General features: G+C 57.5%; 16 protein-coding genes. 5 read left to right on the plus strand and 11 right to left on the minus strand.

Features of this window, described 5'->3' with window-relative positions; translation table 11 throughout:
- Positions 1 to 87: 87 nt before the first annotated feature.
- From DFO56_RS08815 to DFO56_RS08840, 6 genes are all read right to left on the minus strand, one after another.
- Positions 88 to 1,410, minus strand: coding sequence for an ABC transporter substrate-binding protein (locus DFO56_RS08815; RefSeq protein WP_045510207.1), 1,323 nt, complete (start codon positions 1,408 to 1,410; stop codon positions 88 to 90).
- Complete coding sequence (locus tag DFO56_RS08820) at positions 1,403 to 2,476, minus strand: ABC transporter ATP-binding protein (RefSeq protein WP_045510204.1); 1,074 nt, start codon at positions 2,474 to 2,476, stop codon at positions 1,403 to 1,405. The genes DFO56_RS08815 and DFO56_RS08820 overlap by 8 nt, the downstream gene beginning before the upstream one ends.
- Positions 2,477 to 2,480: 4 nt before the next feature.
- Complete coding sequence (locus tag DFO56_RS08825; protein ID WP_045510200.1) at positions 2,481 to 3,305, minus strand: phosphodiesterase; 825 nt, start codon at positions 3,303 to 3,305, stop codon at positions 2,481 to 2,483.
- Positions 3,306 to 3,316: 11 nt separating this feature from the next.
- Positions 3,317 to 4,204 (minus strand): carbohydrate ABC transporter permease, encoded by an 888-nt coding sequence (locus DFO56_RS08830; protein WP_045510197.1) that lies wholly within the window; start codon positions 4,202 to 4,204, stop codon positions 3,317 to 3,319.
- On the minus strand, positions 4,194 to 5,066 hold the full coding sequence (locus tag DFO56_RS08835) for a carbohydrate ABC transporter permease (RefSeq protein ID WP_045510194.1): 873 nt from the start codon (positions 5,064 to 5,066) through the stop codon (positions 4,194 to 4,196). Before DFO56_RS08835 ends, DFO56_RS08830 begins: the two co-directional genes overlap by 11 nt.
- Positions 5,067 to 5,260: 194 nt before the next feature.
- Positions 5,261 to 7,420, minus strand: coding sequence for a TonB-dependent siderophore receptor (locus tag DFO56_RS08840; protein WP_045510191.1), 2,160 nt, complete (start codon positions 7,418 to 7,420; stop codon positions 5,261 to 5,263).
- A 432-nt stretch (positions 7,421 to 7,852) separates the two neighbouring features.
- Here DFO56_RS08840 and DFO56_RS08845 point away from each other — a divergent pair, with 432 nt between their 5' ends.
- From DFO56_RS08845 to DFO56_RS08865, 5 genes are read left to right on the plus strand one after another with little or no spacing between them, the layout of a single operon-like run.
- Positions 7,853 to 8,680 carry an ABC transporter ATP-binding protein gene (locus DFO56_RS08845; RefSeq protein WP_045510189.1) on the plus strand — a complete coding sequence of 276 codons (828 nt, stop codon included), beginning with the start codon at positions 7,853 to 7,855 and terminating at the stop codon, positions 8,678 to 8,680.
- Complete coding sequence (locus tag DFO56_RS08850) at positions 8,677 to 9,702, plus strand: iron ABC transporter permease (RefSeq protein WP_045510188.1); 1,026 nt, start codon at positions 8,677 to 8,679, stop codon at positions 9,700 to 9,702. Before DFO56_RS08845 ends, DFO56_RS08850 begins: the two co-directional genes overlap by 4 nt.
- A complete protein-coding gene (locus DFO56_RS08855) occupies positions 9,699 to 10,751 on the plus strand; it encodes an iron ABC transporter permease (RefSeq protein WP_045510185.1) in 1,053 nt (350 codons plus the stop codon). Before DFO56_RS08850 ends, DFO56_RS08855 begins: the two co-directional genes overlap by 4 nt.
- Before the next feature lie 16 nt (positions 10,752 to 10,767).
- The gene (locus DFO56_RS08860; RefSeq protein ID WP_045510182.1) at positions 10,768 to 11,715 is read left to right on the plus strand and encodes an iron-siderophore ABC transporter substrate-binding protein; all 948 of its coding nucleotides are present in this window, start codon (positions 10,768 to 10,770) and stop codon (positions 11,713 to 11,715) included.
- A 9-nt stretch (positions 11,716 to 11,724) separates the two neighbouring features.
- The gene (locus DFO56_RS08865) at positions 11,725 to 12,618 is read left to right on the plus strand and encodes a MurR/RpiR family transcriptional regulator (protein WP_045510179.1); all 894 of its coding nucleotides are present in this window, start codon (positions 11,725 to 11,727) and stop codon (positions 12,616 to 12,618) included.
- A gap of 271 nt (positions 12,619 to 12,889) precedes the next feature.
- Here DFO56_RS08865 and DFO56_RS08870 read toward each other — a convergent pair whose 3' ends face one another.
- The 5 genes from DFO56_RS08870 to DFO56_RS08890 form a co-directional block, all read right to left on the minus strand.
- On the minus strand, positions 12,890 to 14,254 hold the full coding sequence (locus tag DFO56_RS08870) for an efflux transporter outer membrane subunit (protein WP_045510176.1): 1,365 nt from the start codon (positions 14,252 to 14,254) through the stop codon (positions 12,890 to 12,892).
- Between the two features lie 2 nt (positions 14,255 to 14,256).
- On the minus strand, positions 14,257 to 17,364 hold the full coding sequence (locus tag DFO56_RS08875) for an efflux RND transporter permease subunit (protein WP_045510174.1): 3,108 nt from the start codon (positions 17,362 to 17,364) through the stop codon (positions 14,257 to 14,259).
- Positions 17,364 to 18,485 (minus strand): efflux RND transporter periplasmic adaptor subunit, encoded by a 1,122-nt coding sequence (locus DFO56_RS08880; RefSeq protein ID WP_072051637.1) that lies wholly within the window; start codon positions 18,483 to 18,485, stop codon positions 17,364 to 17,366. Before DFO56_RS08880 ends, DFO56_RS08875 begins: the two co-directional genes overlap by 1 nt.
- A 115-nt stretch (positions 18,486 to 18,600) precedes the next feature.
- Positions 18,601 to 19,179 carry a TetR/AcrR family transcriptional regulator gene (locus tag DFO56_RS08885; RefSeq protein WP_045510169.1) on the minus strand — a complete coding sequence of 193 codons (579 nt, stop codon included), beginning with the start codon at positions 19,177 to 19,179 and terminating at the stop codon, positions 18,601 to 18,603.
- A 266-nt stretch (positions 19,180 to 19,445) separates the two neighbouring features.
- Positions 19,446 to 20,231, minus strand: coding sequence for an NAD(P)H-dependent oxidoreductase (locus DFO56_RS08890; protein ID WP_045510165.1), 786 nt, complete (start codon positions 20,229 to 20,231; stop codon positions 19,446 to 19,448).
- Positions 20,232 to 20,261: the final 30 nt, after the last annotated feature.

The raw sequence follows: 20,261 nt of genomic DNA on the forward strand, positions 1-20,261 counted from the left end.
GGCTGGTGTTCAAATGATACGGGAAAGACAGAGAAAATCATCGAGGAAAAAGGAGAACTACCCCGCGTCCTTGCGGGGTTGAATGGCTTATTTCACGGCTTGCAGTGCCGTTTTCTCGACGTATGGCTTCATCAAGGTATCGGCTTCTTTCTGCGCAGCTTCGGCGGCGGCTTCCGGGGTGACTTTCTCGTCGTTCACCACGGCGGCGAGCTGGTTTTCCATCGCTTTACGCACCGCGACCGTCTCGTAAGTGGAGTACCACGGATGGGCATATTGCAACTGCTCCAGCGCAATCGCCGCACGCGGATCCTGCTTCAGATACTCCTTCATCTCGGCGGTGTCGTAAGAGGCTTTCAGTGGTGAGAAGTAGCCGGTAAAGCGGCTCCAGGCCCCGTTGACTTCCGGGCTGACGAGGTAGGTCAGGAACTGATAAGCCGCTTTTTTCTGCGCGTCATTAATGCCCTTAAAGCTCACCAGGCTGGCGCCGCCAATCGGCACCGCGCGCTGCTCCTGCGCGGGCATCATCGCCACACCCAGCTCGAAATCTTTGGTGTTCTCACGCATAAAGCCCAGCGCACCAGTGCTCAGCATTGCCATTCCCAGCTTGCCGGAGAAAAACGCAGCGCTGATCTGCTTGGAGTTCAGTACGCCAGAGGGCATAACTTTGTCTTTGTAGATCAGATCCTGCCAGAAGCGCAGCGCGCCAATGGTGGTCGGTGCGTTGTAATAGACTTCGCCGGGATAGTTTTCGTTGAAGTAGTTACCGCCGTTGGCGCGCACCAGCGAGGAGAAAATCCAGCCGCCGTAATCGTCGTTGGTGGAGGGCAGCATAATGCCCCACTGACCTTTGCTCTGGTCGGTGAGTTTCTTCGCGTCGTCCAGCAGCTCCTTCCAGTTCTGCGGCGGCTGTTTGATGCCCGCCTGGTCAAACATCGTTTTGTTGTAGTACAGAATAGGCGTTGAGTTGTGGAACGGGATGGCGTAGGTCACGCCCATTACCTGCGCGTTTTTGTGCATGGCTGGCCAGAACGCATTTTGCAGGAAATCGCCCGCTTTTTTGTCGCCGTATTTGAACAGTTCGTCCATCGGCAGAATTTCATCTTTCAGCGCCAGATCGGTGGTGAAGTTGGCGGACATGATCACCAGCGCAGGGGGCTGGCCCGCTTTCTGCGCGGATTCGGCTTTCATTTTGGTGGTGTCGTAATTGCCGGTGAAAATCCCGCGTACTTCCACGTCTTTTTGCGAATCGTTAAACGCCTTGATGATGCGCGTCATCTCCATCGTCAGTTTGCCGTCCACCGGGGCCGGAAACATGAAATCAATCTTCTCCTGCGCGATAGCAGTGCCGCTAATGGCAAGGGTAATGGCGTAAGTAAGCACTCGCAGCGTCTTTGGCAGAGGCTTAGGCATGGTCTTTCTCCTGGTGTAAGTTAAGCAAGGTTTGCGCATCAAAAAGATGGCTATCAAGGGGTGAAAAACCGACGCGGAGTGTGTCCCCTTTATTGGGCACATCGCCTCTGTGACGGCGGATATAGCGCAGGGTGCCAATTGGCGTGCTGACGTGGAGCTGATAATCGGCTCCCATCAGTTCACGCTGAATCACCGTGGCGGGCAGCACCAACTGGCCCGCTTCCGGCGTATCGGTAATGTGTTCCGGGCGAATGCCCAGCCACACATCGGCGGCATCGCGCGCGTGAGGCGGTAACGGCAGGTGTTGCTCGTCCAGCAGCACGTTGCCACTGGCGCACGGCAGCGAGAGCAGATTCATCGCCGGTGAGCCGATAAACCCGGCGACAAACAGGTTTGCCGGGTGCGCATACAGGTGTTCCGGGCGACCTACTTGCTGCACGTGGCCGCCATTCATTACCACAATGCGATCGGCCATCGACATGGCTTCGGTCTGATCATGCGTGACATAAATGGTGCTGGTTTTGAGCTGTTGGTGCATCGCCATTATGCTGTCTCGCACCTCGGTGCGCAGGCGCGCATCAAGGTTGGAGAGCGGCTCGTCCATCAAAAACAGCTTTGGGTTACGCACAATTGCGCGTGCCATCGCCACGCGCTGGCGCTGGCCGCCGGAGAGTTTGGCCGGTTTTCTGTCCAGCAGCGTGTCGAGCTGCAGCATCTGCGCCACGCGATCGAGGCGCGGTTGCCAGCTCGCTTTCTCTTCCTTGCGCACTTTCATGCCGAAGGTGATGTTGTCGCGCACGGAAAGGTGCGGAAACAGCGCATAGTTCTGGAAGATCATCGCGAAGTTGCGCTCGCGCGGTGAACGCGTGGTGATGTCGTCATTGTCGAGCAGGATCGCGCCGTCGCTGACGCTCTCCAGCCCGGCAATCAGCCGCAGCAACGTACTTTTCCCACAGCCGGAAGGGCCAACCAGCACCACGAATTCACCGTCGTGGATATCCAGCGTCAGCGCGCTGAGCGCCGCTTTGCCATCGAACTGTTTACTGATGTTTTGCAGTCTTAACATGGGCTTAACGCTCATCCACCGGGCAGCTGATGCTTTCGTTGTATAACCACGGGCCAGCGTAATGCGACAGCGGATGCAGGTAGCTGACCCACTGCTCGCCAATCTGGCGGTGCATCAGGCATGACGGCGGCGACATGTCGTAATACGGGCGCGTGTCTTCGTGGCAGTACGGCACCTGGTGCACCGTCGCCGGGATGGTGGCAATCGTCGCCTGGCGATACTGAGTCATGGTCAGGCTGTGGTTGTGGCCGCAGAAAATGCGCGTCAGCGCCGGGAAGCGCTCCACTAATTTCAGTAATTGATGGCCATTTTCGCAGGCGATGCGATCCATCTGCGCGTTACCGAGCGGCAGAGGCGGGTGGTGCATAAAGATAGCGGTGGGTTTGTCCTGGCTTTGGCTAAGCTGCGCTTCCAGCCAGTTCAATGTTTCATTGGTCAGCCAGCCTTTCGATTCCCCGGCGAGGCTTGAATCAATGAACAGCAGGCGAGTGGCGAAATCATCAATCACATAGCGCATGTTTTGCGGATCGCTGCCCAGATGCGGGCACAGCGGATGCAGATATTCGAGAAAGTGGGCTTTGTCATCGTGGTTGCCAGGAATAACAAACAGCGGGTAGTCGAGGCTACCGAGGATCTGGCGCGCCACGCGGTACTCTTCCGGACGGCCGCAGTTAACAATATCGCCGCTGACCACGACCGCATCCGGGCGTTCGCGCAGCGCGTTAAGCTGGCATACCACATCGGCATTTCCGGCGTTGATATCAATAAAGCCGTACAGCTTCTCGTTCTGGCTGCGGAAATGGGTATCTGAAATTTGCGCTAAAAACATCACTCAACTCCTTATTTAATCCCGGAAAAGCCAAAGCTCCGGAGAAACTGCTTTTGAAAAGCGATAAACGCGACCATCAGCGGCAGACAGACCATCAGCGTCCCGGCGCTGATCATCCCCCACTGGCCGCCCGACTCCGCGCCCATGGCGAATGACACCAGGCCGACCGTTAGCACCTGTTTGTCCGGGTCGTTGAGCATCATCAGCGGCCATAAATACTCGTTCCAGTGGTAGGTAATGCTGACGGTGGCGAAGGCCAGCACCGACGGCCACGACATTGGCAACATCACGCGGAACAGCACCTGCCACCAGCGGCAGCCCTCCATCAGTGCCGCTTCTTCGATCTCTTTCGGGATAGCGAGAAACGCCTGGCGCATCAGGAACACGCCAAACGCCGAGGTGAAATAGGGCATCATCACGCCGGTCAGGGTGTTGAGCAGGCCGAAGGTTTTGAGTGTCAGCATGTTGGGGATCATCATCACCACCGGCATGATCATCAGTTGCACCAGAAACAGGATGAACAGTGTTTTCTTGCCGCGAAATTCGTGGCAGGCAAAGACGTAACCGGCGGTGGTGATGGTGAAAAGCTGCACGAAGAAGGTGCCGAAGGCGAAAATCAGCGTGTTGGCGTAGAGGCTCAGCCAGTTGGCGCTGTTCCACGCGTCGCGGAAGTTATCCAGCGTGAGCGGAAAGCGCGGCAGAATCGACGCCATTCCTTCACCAAAGGTGGTGGCGCTGAAAGCAGACGAAAGCATCCAGATAAAGGGGCTCACCCACAGCAGCGCCAGGCACACCATCAGCACCGCAAGCGTTACCGGATGGGAGTAGCGCAGGCGCAGCCACAACGGTCGCGCTACGGTCGTGCTGCGATTGATGGCAGGCGTGATTTCAACGCTCATAATGCGCTCCTCTTTCCAGCAGTTTCAGGTTAACCAGCGAGAAGATGAATAGCCCGACCAGCGTCAAAAACGTGGCGGCGGAGGCTTTGCCCAGATCGTGGGTATCCCAGGCGAGGTTTTGGATGTAATAGAGCAGCACGGTGGTGGCGTTGTCCGGCCCGCCTCGCGTCATCACCGCGACGTGATCGATCTGAGTAATCGAGTAGATGAGTGCGGTGGTAACAACAAAGCTGATGGTCGGGCGCAGCAGCGGTAGCGTCACCCTGAAGAACACCTGTGTTGAGGTTGCCCCTTCCATAACTGCCGCTTCACGCGTGGACGCGGGAATGCCCTGTAACCCGGCCAGAAAGAACAGCATGTAATAACCGGCAAACTTCCAGACACCAATCAGCGCCAGCGCAAACAGCGCGCTGTTGCTGCGCCCCAGCCAGTTGTTGTTCATCGGGCCAAACAGTTGCGCCAGGTAATGATCGAGCATGCCGAGGCCGGGCATAAAGATAAACAGCCACAGCGCGGCGGCGCTGACCATCGGGATAATCATCGGGAAGAAGAAGGCGGTGCGCAGCCAGCGGTTGATGCGGTGGTTTTCCCATAACGCCACTGCCAGTAATAGCGCCAGCGCGACGCCCGGGATCACCGTCAGCAGCAGATAAATCAGGTTATTGAACAGCGATTGCCAGAACACACTGTCATCCAGCAGGCGGGCGAAATTTCCCAGCCCGACATACGGCGCATCCTGCGTTGCCATGCGGGTATCGAACAGGCTGTCGTACACCGAGCGAAATAGCGGAAAGTAGGTAAACAGCGCCAGGAACAGCAGTGACGGCGACAGGATCAGCCAGGGAAGCCAGTATTTTCTCATAAGTTTCTGAAAACGAATTTACGGGGTTCGAAAGCCAGAGAGTCTGTGAAAAAAATGCTGCAATAGGATGGCGCGCAAATGACTGTTTAGTGAACAGGTGTTCACTGTGAGGCGCTGGCGGGAAGGTGAGTGTTATGGGCAAAAAAAGCCCCGCATCCTGCGGGGCACCTTTCTCACCTGTTCACGGGAGGAGATCAGAAATCCATTTTGATGGTGAACTGCACTTCGCGTGGATTGCCAATCTGGTTGCCCAGGTTATTGGTGGCTATTGACGAGGTGTAGTACGTCTTGTCGAAGATATTTTTCAGGTTGACCTGCAACGTTACCGGGTATTGCAGTTTCATTTTGTATGCGGCAAACGCATCGGCAACCGCGTAGCCCGGCAGATAGTAATCCGCGCCGTTGGTAGCAGAGCGGCGGCTAACGCCATGACCGCCGCCGCCGAGAGTCAGTGTATTTCCGGCAAAGACGTTATGAATGTCATAGGTCAGGAACAGTGAACCGGTGTGGCGCGGCACGTTCGGCAACGGTTTACCGGCGTAATCGGGATCTTCCAGCACTTTCGCCGCCGTGTAGCTGTAGCTGGCAATGACATTCATGTTCGGCGTCAACGCACCGGCGAGATCCATTTCCACACCTTGCGAGCGCACGCGACCGGCGGTTTTCGCCACGGTATCACCGGCGATGATCTCGTTGTACAGCACGTTACGCTTATGGATGTCAAACGCCGTAATATTGGCGGTAACGCCGTCGAACAGATCGAATTTTGCACCCACTTCGTAAGAGGTGGAGGTTTCTGGCGGTAAGTCACCGATATAGCTGGCGATGGACGACTGCGGCATAAAGGCTTTCGCTACGTTACCGAACAGCGAAACCGATGGCGTGAGTTTGTAGACCAGGCCAAATTTCGGTGTCCATTTTTCGTCGCTGCTGTCGGTATTGACGTTAAACGGACGGCCTTTCCCGGCGTACTGGGTGTAATACTGGTAGCGCATCCCGGCGACGGCGATCCATTTGTCGGTCAGGTATAACGCATCCTGCGCATAAACCGAGTAGCTCTCCTGCTTGATAGTTTGATCGCTGTCGGACGCGGAAACGGACGTACACTTGCGGGCATTGCCATAGCCTGGGTTGTAAATATTGAAATCCTTGACGTTTTTACAGCGGATCATGTCAGTACGCAGCAGATCGTAATATTCATACGAAACGCCGGTGAGGATCTCATTATAAAAACCGCCAATGTTCACATTACCCTGCAGGTCAGCCCGCGTGGTGTGCATACGCTGCGTGGATCCTTGCGTGGCATCCACACGGCGCGTCAGATTACCGGTGGCGGCATCGTAAGCCATCACGCGTGACTGATTATCGCTGTATTTATCCTGGCTGAAGCCGTACTCCACTTTCCCGGTCCATTCGCTGTTAAAGCGGTACTCGGCGTTCAACTGTGCGATGTCGGATTCACCGTCGGTGATGTTAAACGGCTCATCGAAACGGGTTTTTCTGTCGACATTCACCGCCTGTTTGGTGGAGAGATCGAAGATCGTGCCGCGATCGAACGGTGTCTGGTAATCGCGGTGCGAGTAGAGCACGTTGACGGTGGCGTTATCGCCAAACCACGTCAGCGAGGGCGAAATAAAGGTGCTTTTCTCTTTACCAAAATTGCGCCAGTAATCTTCATTTTGATACTCGCCAATCAGGCGATACGCCAGCCGCGTGCCCTCAATCGGCCCGGTAACATCAAACTGGCCGGTTCCGCCGCCAAAACTTGAAGAGGTGGCGGAAACGGAGCCGCCGAATTGGGCTTCCGGACGTTTCGTGACCACATTGATAAGCCCGCCGGGATCGAGAATGCCGTACAGCGTGGACGCCGGGCCTTTCAGCACTTCAACGCGAGATACGTCGGCATTAAAACTGCGCGGCGCCACGGTGCGCAGGCCGTTGGTCATGATTGAACCGTCGCGGTTGGCACCAAATCCCCGGCGCACAAACGCATCCTGCGTGCCGCCGAGCGTGTTGGTTTGTACCACATTGCTGACGTTGTACAGCGCTTCGTCAAGGCTGGTGGCGTGTTGATCTTCCAGCACTTTATCGCTCACAGTGTTGACCACCTGCGGAATATCCAGCAGCGGCATGGACGTCAGCGTGGCGGTGGACGAGCTGAGCGGCTGGTAGCCGGAAGTCGCCTGTTTATCGGCGGAAGAGGCACCCGCCAGCACGGTAATGGTATCGCCGTCTTTGCTTTGTTCCGGCTTATCTGCCGCATGTGTCAAAGGAGTGAAAGCCGACCCTAAAAAGAGCGCTGAAAACAGCGCGCGCCCTTTCAGCCCGGAAATACAACGAGTTAACTCAGCCATTTATTCTACTTTTCCCGAAAAACCTGAACAACGCAGGAGTGAACGTTTTTATCTTTATTGCCCGATTGCGCGAATCTACCCGTTTGCTGCAATCTACAGCGTCGGATATGTAATTGAGAATCATTCAATCATGAGGCTTTGTAGTAGTAAACGTAAAATGAAAGAAATTTGCTACAGCGGTTTCAGGCGTGAAATACAACTCGATAAGTTGTGATGAATGTTTATTAATTTATTGAAAATAAAATAATTATTTTTAATTCCTGTGGGGCGGTTTTTCTGTAGTAACACAAAATAAAAGGGTGTTGGTTTCGCTTTCTACGGCACTTGACTACTACAGCGGCAAACGGCAATATCGAAAAGAGAATGAGATTTATTTTTGTTTGATGGTTTAGTGCGCGGCTATTTTCATGAGCTTGCGGCGCAGGAGTCAACATGCCACAGCAAGTGGAAAATCAAGCCGCAGGGCAAGGGATCGTGCTGGAAAGCCTGTCGGCGGGCTACCACAGCAAGGTGATTGTCAACGACATTACGCTTTCGATCCCTACGGGGAAAATGACCGTGCTGGTCGGCGCGAACGGCTCCGGCAAATCCACACTGCTCGGCACCATCGCCCGGATGCTCAAACCGCTCGGCGGCAGCGTGCTGCTTGATGGCAAAGCCATTCATCACCAACCCACTAAAGCCGTTTCCCGCCAGTTAGGTATTTTGCCGCAATCGCCGATTGTGCCGGAAGGGCTCACCGTCTTTGAACTGGTGTCGCGCGGGCGTTTTCCGTGGCAGAGCTTTATGCGCCAGTGGTCTGAAGAAGACGAACAGGCAGTCGTTGACGCGCTAAATCTGACCGGCACTGCAGAATTCGCCCATCAAACGGTAGACAGCCTCTCCGGCGGCCAGCGTCAGCGCTGCTGGATAGCAATGGCGCTGGCGCAGCAAACGCCGGTGATCCTGCTCGATGAGCCGACAACGTTTCTCGATCTGCGCTACCAGGTGGAGATCCTCGAACTGCTGCATTCCCTGACTCGCGGTCATGGACGCACCGTGGTTGCGGTATTGCACGATCTCAATTTTGCGGTCAACTACGCCGACACGCTGGTGTTCCTGAAACAGGGGCGCTTACAAGGAGTGATTCACGAAGGCGATGCCTGTACCCCTGAGCTGATCAAACGCGTATTTGATGTTGACGTGCAGATATCGATTAACCCGCTGACCGGTAAGCCCTTTTTTATGCCGTTTCGTAAACCGGACGGAACAAGCGCATGAGTAGTGTCGCGTTTTCTGCCCGCCGTCGTGCCGGGCGCGTGGGTGTGGCCTCACTGCTGCTGACACTGGTAGTGCTGGCGGCATCGGTTGCGCATCTTGGCCTTGGCGCGCGCTATATCGCGCCGCCAACCGTCATCCAGGCGCTGCTGGATTTCGATCCGCGCAACTTTGATCATCGCGTCATTATCAGCCTGCGTTTGTTGCGTCTGGTGGCGGCACTGTTCACCGGTGCCGCGCTTGGCGTGGCCGGGGCGCTGCTGCAATCGGTCATCCGCAACCCTTTAGGCGAGCCGCATATTCTGGGGCTGAATTCCGGTGCCGCGCTGGCGGTCGTGGCCTGCACGGCGCTCGGCATTAGCTCCGGCGATGCCGCATTCAGCCGTCCGTTGATTGCCGCAGGCGGCGCTGCATTGCTCTTTTCGCTAGTGATGGCGCTTTCGGCTGCCGGGCGTTCGGGTTTTACGCCGATGAAGGTGACGCTGTGCGGCGTGGCGCTGTCGGCGTTTGCCTCCTCAATTACCGCCGCGATCCTGATCCTTGATGAGCAAACGCTGCTCACTATGCGCACCTGGCTGGCGGGCGATCTCGCCGGGCTGAATTGGGCACAGATCCAGCATGCGGCAATGGCCGCTGTTATCGGTTTTGCGATAGCGTTATGGCTGGCTCCGGCACTGAACATGCTGGCGCTGGGCGACAACATGGCGCGGGGTTTAGGTGTGTCACTGATGCGAACGCGTGCATTGGCGCTGGTGGCGATTGCGCTGCTGTGCGGTGCGGCGGTGTCGGTCGCCGGGCCGATTGGTTTTATTGGCCTGGTGGTGCCGCATATGGTGCGCCGTCTCGCCGGGGATGATTTACGTGTGGTTGTGCCACTTTCGGCGCTGGGCGGCGCGCTGTTGTTACTGGTGGCAGATATCGCCGCCCGCACGCTGCTGGCGCCGCAGGAACTGGCAACCGGCGTGATGACCGCACTGGTAGGGGCGCCGCTGTTTATAGCGCTGGCGGCGAGGTTTTTCAAATGAGCAGCCCATTGCAGCGCGCCGGATTGCGCAGCTTGCGGGTTGGTGCTTTTTCGCGCCTGCTGCGCCCGCATGCGCTGATGTGGCTTTTGGGGCTCGCCATCGTGGCGCTGGCGTTACTGCTGACGGGCGTGACACAAGGTTCGTTGCCGGTTCCGGCATCTTCTATTGGCCGTGCGTTATTTTTCCCTCAGGCGCTGAGCGGCGAGCAGCAGTACGTGGTGTGGGACATTCGACTGCCGCGCGTGCTGATGGCGCTAATGTGCGGGGCGATGCTCGGCATGGCGGGGGCGGCGATGCAGTCGATCACCCGTAACGGGCTGGCGGATCCTGGCTTGATTGGCGTGAAAGAGGGGGCGAGCGTAGTCGTGCTCACGCTGGTGCTGTGCTTTCCGGCCGTTGGTGTAGTCTGGCGACCGCTGGCCGGTATGGCGGGGGGACTGCTCGCTGCCGGGCTGGTGATGGCGCTGGCGCGCGATGTTTCCCGCCCGCGCTTTGTGCTGCTCGGCATTGGCGTTTCCTGGACCTTCGCCGCCGGGATTGGCGCGTTTATGACCACCGCCGATGTGCGCGATGTGCAAACCGCGATGATGTGGCTGGCGGGCAGTCTGCATGCTGCCACCTGGCCGTTATTGATGGTGGCGCTGTGCTGGGCGGTTCCGGCAACATTGATTTTACTGGTAACCGCGCGCGCGGCGGATGTGGCGTTGCTCGGTAATCAGGCGGCGACCGGTCTGGGCGTGCGCCTTGCGCACCTTCAACTGCTGCGCTTTATCGCGCCGGTGCTGCTCACCGCCGCCAGCGTTTCTTGCGTGGGCAGTATCGGTTTTGTTGGCCTGATTGCCCCGCATATGGCGCGCTTTCTGCTGCGCGGCGGCCAACGTGCGCTGCTGTGGGGAAGCGCAATGCTGGGCGGATTACTGGTATTGCTGGCGGATTCACTCGGACGGCTGGCTTTTGCGCCGCTGCAAATTCCCGCCGGGATTGTTATCTCGCTGATTGGCGGGCCGTTTTTCTTGCTGCTGCTGTGGCAGCGGCGCGATCGTTTATAACGCTTAAGGGTCTTGTATGCGCTTACTTTTTTCGCTGCTAGTGCTGGTTGGTCTGAGTGCCAGCGCCGCGGTACCGACACAGGTTTTCACCGACGATCTCGGGCGCGTGGTGACGGTACCATTGCACCCGAAGCGCATTGTGTCGTTACACGATCTCGATATCACTATTCCGCTGATTGAGCTTGGCGTACCGCCGGTCGCCAGCCACGGACGGACGCGCCCGGACGGCACGCATGTGTTGCGCTCCAGCGGCATGTTGACCGGTGTCGATTTTGACAATTCGGCGATGACATTTATTGGTTCAGCGGATATCGACATTGAAGCGGTGGTGGCGGCAAAACCGGATTTGATCATCACCGAGCCCAGTCGCAACACGCCGGTTGAGCAGTTAGCGAAAATCGCGCCCACCGTCAGCATCGATCATCTGGAAGGCGGTGCGCCGGAGATCTATCGCAAGCTGGCGCAATTGACCGGTACGCAGGCGCGCTTTGCGATCCTTGAGCGCCGTTATCATGAGCAGATCGCTGCGCTGAAAAAAACCATTGATACCAGCAAGATAACCGTGTCGGTTATTCAGGCTAACAACGGGAAAATCAACGCCCTGCACAGTTATCACTCGCTGGGTCGCGTACTGCGTGATGCCGGTTTTCGTTTTCCGCCGCTTATCGACAGCATCCCTGACGGCGGGCGCATCGACGTCAGCGCCGAGCGGTTGCCGGAACTGGATGCCGATTTCGTTTTTGCCACCTGGCGCGGCGATACCGGCGGTAAACCACAGGATGAAATGGCGGCCATGGATGCGGTGATGCCGGGCTGGTGTGATTTCCTCACTGCCTGTCGCCGCGGGCATTACGTGCTGATTTCGCGCGAAGAGGCGATCTCCAACTCGTTTGCCTCACTGAGCCTGATGGTGGCGCAGGTGCAGTCACACATTGCCGGTCGACCGTTACCGGCGGCCAGATAAGGGCGCACGATGCTGAACACCAAAAAAGCGAAAACTCGTGTGGATGTGTATGGGGAACGCTTTCGGGCGCGGGCGCATACGCTGTCGCCGCGTTTGCAGGCGGTGGCGCGGTATATCAATGAAAACCGCGAAGGGGTGCTGGAGCAAACGGCAATGGAGATCGCCGCCGCGACGCAAACCTCCGATGCCACGGTAGTGCGTGCGATTCAGGCGCTCGGTTTCGCCGGGCTTCGCGATTTGAAGCAGACGCTTGAGCACTGGTTCGGCCCGTCGGCCTCCTCGGCGGAAAAGATGAGTACCACGGTGAATGCGCTCTCGTGCGACGTCAATTCCGGCATCGATTTCGTGATCGAAGGGCACCAGCATACCTGCGAAATCCTCTCCGCGCCGGATAACCGCTACGCGATTGCCCAGGCGGTGGCGCTGCTGGTCGAGGCGCGGCAGGTGGCGATTTTCGGCATCGGCGCATCGGGGATCCTCGCCGAGTACGCCGCGCGGTTGTTCAGCCGCATCGGGTTACCCGCATCCCCGCTTAACCGCACCGGCATTGCCCTGTCGGAGCAGCTTATCAATTTGCAGCGCGGCGATGTGCTGGTGATGATGGCGCAGAAATCGGCGCACCGGGAAGGGCTGACCACGCTGAAAGAGACGCGGCGGCTGGGGATCCCGGTGATTTTGTTGACCAACGCTGTTGATTCACGTTTTAGCCAGCAAGCCGATGTGGTGATCCACGTTCCGCGCGGCGGCGAGAAGGGCAAAATCCCGCTACATGGCACCGTGCTGCTGTGTCTGGAAATGATCATCTTGTCGGTGGCGTCCGCCACGTCGCAGCGGGCAATTAAAACGGTAAAACGCATTAATGAGTTTCACCGTGGGTTAAAACCGGGCGGGAAGAAGGGTTAAGCCTGGCAGGCTTTTAGCAGTGCAGCCCAGTCATCCGGCGGGCGATCCAATTGCATTGTTTTGCTTTTCTTCAACCCTGACGACGCCCATACCGATCAATAACCAGCGCGACGCTGGAAGCTATCACAATCGCGAAGCTCATTTTCCACATCGCTTTATCGCCGATGCCGTCAAAGACAAACATCAGCATATCCAGCACGATAGCAACGGCGGGAGAAATCCGTGGCTTAACCGCTCCAAAAAACGCGCCGGGCAGCCCGGCGCAAAAGGGTTAACTGACGCCGCCGCCCAGCGATTGCCAGAGCGTGACGCGGTTTTGCAGATCGGTTTGTTGTAGCGAAATCAGCGACGATTTCGCCGTCCACAGCGCGCGCTGCGCGGTCAGCACCGACAAATAATCGCCGGTTCCGGCGCTGTACTGGCGCTGGGCGATATCCAGCGCTTTCTGCTCGGCGGCGACATACTCACGCTGCGCGTCGAGTTGTTCGTTGAGTGTTTCGCGCCGCGCCAGCGCATCGGCAACATCTTTAAACGCGCTCTGAATGGTTTTCTCATAGGTCGCGATCAGCCCTTTTTTCTCTGCTTCGGCGTAACGCAACTGCGCAACATTTTTACCCCCGGCAAACAGCGGCAGCGAAATGGACGGCGCGAAAGACCACACTTGCAGGCCGTGGCTAAACAAAGAGGAGAGCGAATCGCTGCCTACCCCGGCGCTGGCGGTCAGCGAAATGGTCGGGAAGAAGTTCGCCCGCGCCGCGCCGATGTTAGCGTTCGCGCTTTTCAGGTTATGCTCCGCTTCCTGAATATCCGGGCGGCGCAGCAGCACGGAAGAAGACACGCCCGCCGGTGTCAGCGTAATGCTGTTGTCGGCAAGACTCTCCAGCGTACCCGGCAGCAGCGACTCCGGTACCGTGTCGCCCGCCAGTAAATTGAGCGCGTTTTTATCCTGTGCCACCTGCGTTTGATAGCTGGCGACGCTGGCGCGCGCCTGCTGGAACACCGCCATGGCATCGGCGGTATCACCGGCGGCGGCCACGCCGATCTGCTGTTTGCGTTTAACTATGTTCAGCGAGTTTTGCGCGCTCTCCATCGTCTGTTTCGCAAGTTCAAGATTGCTGTTATCTGCCGCCAGCGTCACCCAGGCGGTGGTGATTTCCGCCACCATGCTCAGGCGCGTGTTTTGCGCGGTGTACTCGCTGGCAAGCCAGGTTTCACGCTCTGCGCGGGTCAGGCTCTGGTTACGGCCAAACAGATCCAGTTCGAAGCTGGAAACCGCGCCATCGGCTTCGGCGCTGCTAGTTACGCCTGTGGCAACGGTGCGGCTGCGGGTGCTGCTGAGCTCAGCGTTTAGCGTCGGGAACAGCGCGGCGCGGTCTTCAGCATACAACGCGCGCGCGGCATCGATGTCGGCAATCGCTTTTTGCACATCGCGGTTATGGGTCAGCGCATTGCTGACGACCTGTTTCAGTCGGCTGTCGTTAACGATCTGCTGCCAGTCGGCGGCCACGGCTTTTGCCTGGCCTTGCGCGCCCGGTAACGTCGCGGGAACGGGGGCCTGCGGGCGCTGGTAAGTCGGGTCGAGAGAGACACAACCGGCACTCAGCAGGGCGAAGAAAAGAACACTGATACGCAACATGATTACTCCTGACGTGCGCGTTTACCGGTGAACAATTTTTTCACCAGTACAAAGAACAGAGGGACAAAGAAGACAGCCAGCAGCGTCGCGGTGAGCGTCCCGCCGATGATGCCGGTGCCAATAGCGATGCGGCTGTTCGCGCCTGCCCCGGTGGCGATGGCCAACGGTGTGACCCCGGCGATAAACGCCAGTGACGTCATCATGATCGGACGCAGGCGAGTTCGCGCGGCACGCAGCGCCGCGCGTGACAAAGAGTTGCCCTGGTGTACTGCCGCTTCGGCGAATTCAACAATCAGGATGGCGTTTTTCGACGACAGGCCAATAGTGGTCAGCAGTGCGACCTGGAAGTAAACGTCATTACTTAACCCGCGCATCCACGCCGCCAGCGCCGCGCCCAGCAAGCCCAGCGGGATAACGAGGATCACCGAAAGCGGTACGGACCAGCTCTCATACAGCGCCGCAAGGCACAGGAACACCACCATAATTGAGATGGCGTACAGGCTCATGGCCTGGCCGCTGGCGAGTTTTTCCTGCAATGACAAGCCGCTCCACGCCCAGGTTGTCCCGGCGGGTAAGGCATTAGCGAGGTTTTCCATTTTGGTCATCGCCACGCCGGAGCTGAAGCCACTGGCATTCTCGCCCTGAATCTCATACGCGGCGGAACCGTTGTAACGCACCAGCGTTTCCGGGCCGTATTCCCAGTGCGTGGTGGCGAAGGCTGAAAACGGGGTCATGTCGTTATTGCTGCCGCGCACAAACCATTTATCCAAATCCGAAGGTGAGGCGCGGGAATCGCTTTCCCCCTGGATATAGACCTTTTTCACGCGTCCGCGATCGATAAAGTCATTCACATAGGTGCCACCCCAGGCGCTGGAGAGCGTGTTGCTGACATCGCTCAGTGACAGTCCCAGCGCCACCGCTTTGTTGCTGTCGATATCGACTTGTAATTGCGGCGTTTCCGGCAGCGCGTTGGCGCGCACGGCGGTAAGTTCGCTGCTCTGATTAGCGTTCGCCAGCAACTGATTGCGCAGTTTCAGCAACTGGTCGCGATCGGTGCTGCCGCTGGCGAGCAATTCAAAGGTGAAGCCGTTGCTTTGACCGAGGCCGTCCACCGAAGGCGGCGTCATGGCGAAGATTCTGGCGTCGCGGATGCTGCTTAACTCGCGGCTGGCGCGTTGGGCAATCGCCTGTGCGGTATTTTCCGCACCTTTACGTTGCGACCAGTTTTTCAGTGAAACGAAGGCCATCCCGGCGTTTTGCCCGCTGCCGCTAAAGCTAAAACCGGTCACGGTGAAGATGGCTTCGGTGTTGGCTTTCTCCGTGTTGAGGAACCAGTCGGTCACTTTGCTGGCCACCGCGTCGGTACGCGTGGCAGTCGCCCCGGCGGGCAGGGTGAACTGCACCATGATTTCGCCCTGGTCTTCTGTCGGCAGGAAACTGCCAGGCAGACGCCACATCACAAATGCCATGGCCGCGCAAAGTACAGCGTACGTGCCGACCACGGTAACCGAGCGGCGCAGCACGCGTAATACACCGTGTTGATACTTGTGCTCGGTATTGTTGTAAAAGCGGTTAAACGCGCCGAAGAACCCTTTTTTATGTGGCGTGCTGTGTTGCATTATCGAGCCGCAGAGCGCTGGCGTTAAGGTCAGCGCAACGATGACCGACAGCGTCATTGCCGAGATAATGGTGACGGAGAACTGGCGGTAAATTACCCCGGTGGAACCCCCAAAAAAGGCCATCGGCAGGAAGACGGCGGAGAGCACCAGCGCAATCGCGATCAGCGCCCCGGAGATTTCACCCATCGATTTGATGGTGGCTTCGCGGGCGGGCAGGCCTTCGTCGCGCATGATGCGCTCGACGTTCTCCACCACCACAATGGCGTCATCCACCAGCAGGCCGATTGCCAGCACCATAGCGAACAGCGTCAGGGTGTTGATCGAGTAGCCAAACAGCGCCAGCACGCCAAACGTCCCCAATAACACCACCGGCACTGCCAGCGCCGGAATAAGCGTGGCGCGGATATTTTGCAAAAACAGGTACATCACGCAGACCACCAGAATGATGGCTTCAATCAGCGTTTGCACCACGTCTTCAATCGAGATCTTAATAAATTCGGTGCTGTCTTTCGGGTACGCCACATCGTAACCCTGCGGCATGCTGTGGCGGTATTCGGCGATTTTATCTTTCACGCGTGTCGCGGTATCCAGCGCGTTCGCGCCAGGGGCCAGCATTACCGCCAGACCGGCAGCCGGGTGGCCGTTCAGCTTCGCTGAAGCGACATAATCTTCGCTGCCCATTTCAACACGCGCGACATCTTTCACCCGCACGACAGCGCCGCTGCTCTCGCTTTTGATGATAATGTCCTGGAATTGCGCCACAGTTTGCAGACGCGACTGGGCGCGCACCGTGGCGGTGAGCTGCTGCTGACCGGAAGAGGGTAGTGCACCGATTTTACCGGCAGAAACCTGTACGTTTTGCGCTTCAATCGCCGATTGCACATCGGATGGCATCAGCGAGTACGAGGCGAGTTTGTCAGGATCCAGCCAGATTCGCATCGCGTATTCCGCGCCGAACACCTGCAAGCTACCGACACCGTTCACGCGCGCCAGCGGATCCTGCATGTTACTCACCAGCCAGTCGGCGATGTCGGAACTGGTGGCGCGGTCGGTTTTATCGTACAGCCCCATGATCAACAGGAAGTTGCTCTGGGATTTCACCACCGTCACGCCGGATTGGGTGACTTCCGTCGGTAAGCGGGATTCCGCCTGCTGCACTTTGTTTTGCACCTGCACCTGCGCGGTATCCGGGTCGGTGCCCTGCTCAAAGGTGACGGTAATATCCACCTGGCCATCGGAGCTGCTGGTAGAGGTGAAATAGAGCAGGTTATCCAGCCCGGTAAGCTGTTGTTCGATAACCTGGGTGACGCTGTTTTCCAGCGTCTGTGCCGATGCGCCGGTATAGGTGGCGCTAATTTTGATTGCAGGCGGCGCAACATCCGGGTACTGCGCTACCGGCAAGGTGCGGATCGCCAGAATACCGGCCATCATGATAAGGATGGCGATCACCCAGGCGAAAACCGGACGGCGCACAAAGAAGCTGGAGAACATCAGGCTTTTCCTCCATTGTCTTGCGGGATCTCAACGGCTTTCACAGTCGATCCCGCAGCGACTTTGTCGGTACCTTCAACAATCAGCTTGTCGCCGTTTTCCAGACCTTTCAGGACTAACCATTTATCGCCATAGGTATCGCCGGTTTCGATGTTGCGCTGCTCAACCTGATTCTGCGCATTGACCACCAGCGCAGTGGCATTGCCTTTCGCATCACGCGTGACGCCTTGCTGCGGCGCGAGGATCGCGTTTGCCATCACCCCTTCTTCCACACGGGCGCGCACAAACATCCCCGGCAGCAGTTGCTGATGTGGGTTCGGGAACACCGCGCGCAGCGTGACGGAGCCGGTGGATTCATCGACGGCGACTTCGGTCAGCGCCAGGCGGCCTTTTTCGCTGTAGGTGCTGCCATCTTCCAGCGTCAGCGTGACGGCGAGCGTGTTGCTGTCGCTGGCCAGCGCTTGCTGGCGCAGGCGCAGCAGATCGACGCTTGAGCGGGTGAGATCGACATACATGGTGTCGAGCCCGCGTACGGTCGCCAAAGCCGTGGTTTGTTCCGCCGTGACCAGCGCGCCAGGTGTGACGGACGAGATGCCAATGCGCCCGCTGATCGGTGAAGTGACGGTGGTCCAGTTCAGGTTGATGCGCGCGCTTTCCAGCGCCGCTTTCTTCGCGCTCACGCTGGCTTTGTCCTGCGCGCAGGTGGACTGCGCATCGTCAGCGTCCTGGCGCGAGACGCCATCCTCTTTCACCAGTTGTGCGTAGCGGGTGGCTTTCTGGCAATCGGACGTCACCAGCGCCTGCGCCTGTTTCAGCGCGGCGTCGGCTTCATCAAACGTGGCGCGGTAACTGGAAGGATCGATCTGGTAAAGCGCCTGCCCGGCCTTTACCGTATCGCCTTCTGTAAACAGGCGTTTTTGAATAATGCCGCCAACTTGTGGCCGTACTTCTGCGGAGAGTGACGCGGTGGTACGCCCGGTTAACAGGCTGGTCACGGCGAGCGGCTGGCTTTTCAGGGTGACGACGCCGACTTCCTGAGTGGGGTGTTGTGCAGGTGGTGTGGCGTTATCGCATCCAACCAGCGCGAATGCGGCCATCAACGTTGTAGTTATTAACTTCATGACTATTTTCCTGGCATAAGCGAAGCCTGCCCGTTATTAAAACGGGATAATAAGCAGGCGAGTTGGCGCTTATTTCCGGCGGTCTGGAAATAAGCGCGGATTTATATTTGTCGGGTTATTTCTTTGGCAGAAATATCATGGTGATAATTTCCTGATACAGATCTTTTAACTGCGCCGGGTCGCATTTTTGCGGCGTTAAACGGCGCAATGTCGCACCTTCCATCAGGCCAGCCAGCAGCTCAACGCAGCAGCGCACCTGTTCGGCGCTTAACTGCGGATGTCGGCTCTGCATATGGTTGCAGGCATTGTTAAACATGCGGGCGTCGGCTTCGACCATCATCGCCTGAACCTGCGGATTACGCGTCGCTTCGGCAGACATCTCCAGCATTAACGCGTCGTCATCCGGGCTAAGCGTTTGCCGCCAGGCCAGCACCTCCGGCAGGTGCGTGGTTTCGGCTTTGTTTTCCATTTCGGCGATGCGGTAGTCGATGATTCGGCGAACAATCTCCTCAATAATGGCGTCTTTACTGCTGAAATAGCGGTAGATCTGCCCGACGCTCAGCTGGGCTTCAAGGGCGATTTGCGACATGCTGGCGGCGTGAAAGCCGCTCACGCGAAAACGCCGACGGGCGGCGGCGATAATCTCATCTTTACGCTGCTGATGGCGTTGTTCCTGCGTGGTTTTCGGCGGCATCGGGAACCCTCGATTGATTGATTTTTGAGAGTGATCGTTCTCAACTATCAAATAGATTAAACGAAGTTATATTTTTCGCGTAAACATTTCCTGCGCAAATTATTGGAATTTACAAAACTTGATATTATGAAGAAATAATGAAAAACAATGGAGAAATGCGCCAGAAAATAATAGCGAAGAACGTTGCTATTAATTTGAAGAGATTGTGATGGATTGCAAATAGAGAAAACCGGCGCCATTTATCGACGCCGGTTATTTTTATGCGTTTATTCTTTTCTTTGCTGATGAATGGCCAGCCCACTTTCGCCCGGCGCAATCTCCGGGCGCAAGGTTAACGCCGGAATGGTGTAATCCCCGCCGTTTTGCTGACGGAACGGCAGCGGTGGCGTCTGCCATAACGTATCCAGCCGCTGTGCCAGTTCTTCACGGTGGGCGGCGAATCGCGCGTCATCAACGCGGCTGGTGCGATAAATCACCAGCGGCGGCAACACCTCGAAACCCGGATAAAACAGCATGCCGTGCTGGATCGGAAACAGAATGTCGTCGATAGGACCGTTGATGCCGCGCGGGCTGTAGTGCGATTCCCAACCGCCAGCGGTAACCAGCAGCATGGCGCGCTTACCGGCCAGGCTGCCTTCACCGTAGCGATCGCCCCAGTGCGTGTCGCTGTGCTCGCCGACGCCGTAGGCAAAACCGCAGGCGTAAACGCGGTCGAACCAGCCTTTCATGATGGCGGGCATCGAAAACCACCACAGTGGAAACTGGAAAATCACCGCGTCGGCCCACAGCAGTTTGGCCTGTTCGGCGGCGATATCCGCAGATTGTCGGCCCTGCTCGAAGGCGTGTTTCGAATCTGCCGATGGATTGAAAACGTCGCCAACGGGCGCATCGAGGCTGTCGTTTGCGTCGAGCGGTGCTTTCCACTGCATGGCGTACAGGTCGGAAACCTCGACGTGGTGACCTGCTTTTTCAAGATGCTGTACGGCGAATTCTTTCAGCGCGCCATTCAAGGAATGCGGCTGCGGATGGGCATAAACAATCAAGACATTCATAACAACTCCCGGCAATAAGATTGAAGCTGC

The organism is Kosakonia sp. AG348, from assembly GCF_003337365.1.
In the GTDB taxonomy this organism is placed as follows: Bacteria; Pseudomonadota; Gammaproteobacteria; order Enterobacterales; family Enterobacteriaceae; genus Kosakonia.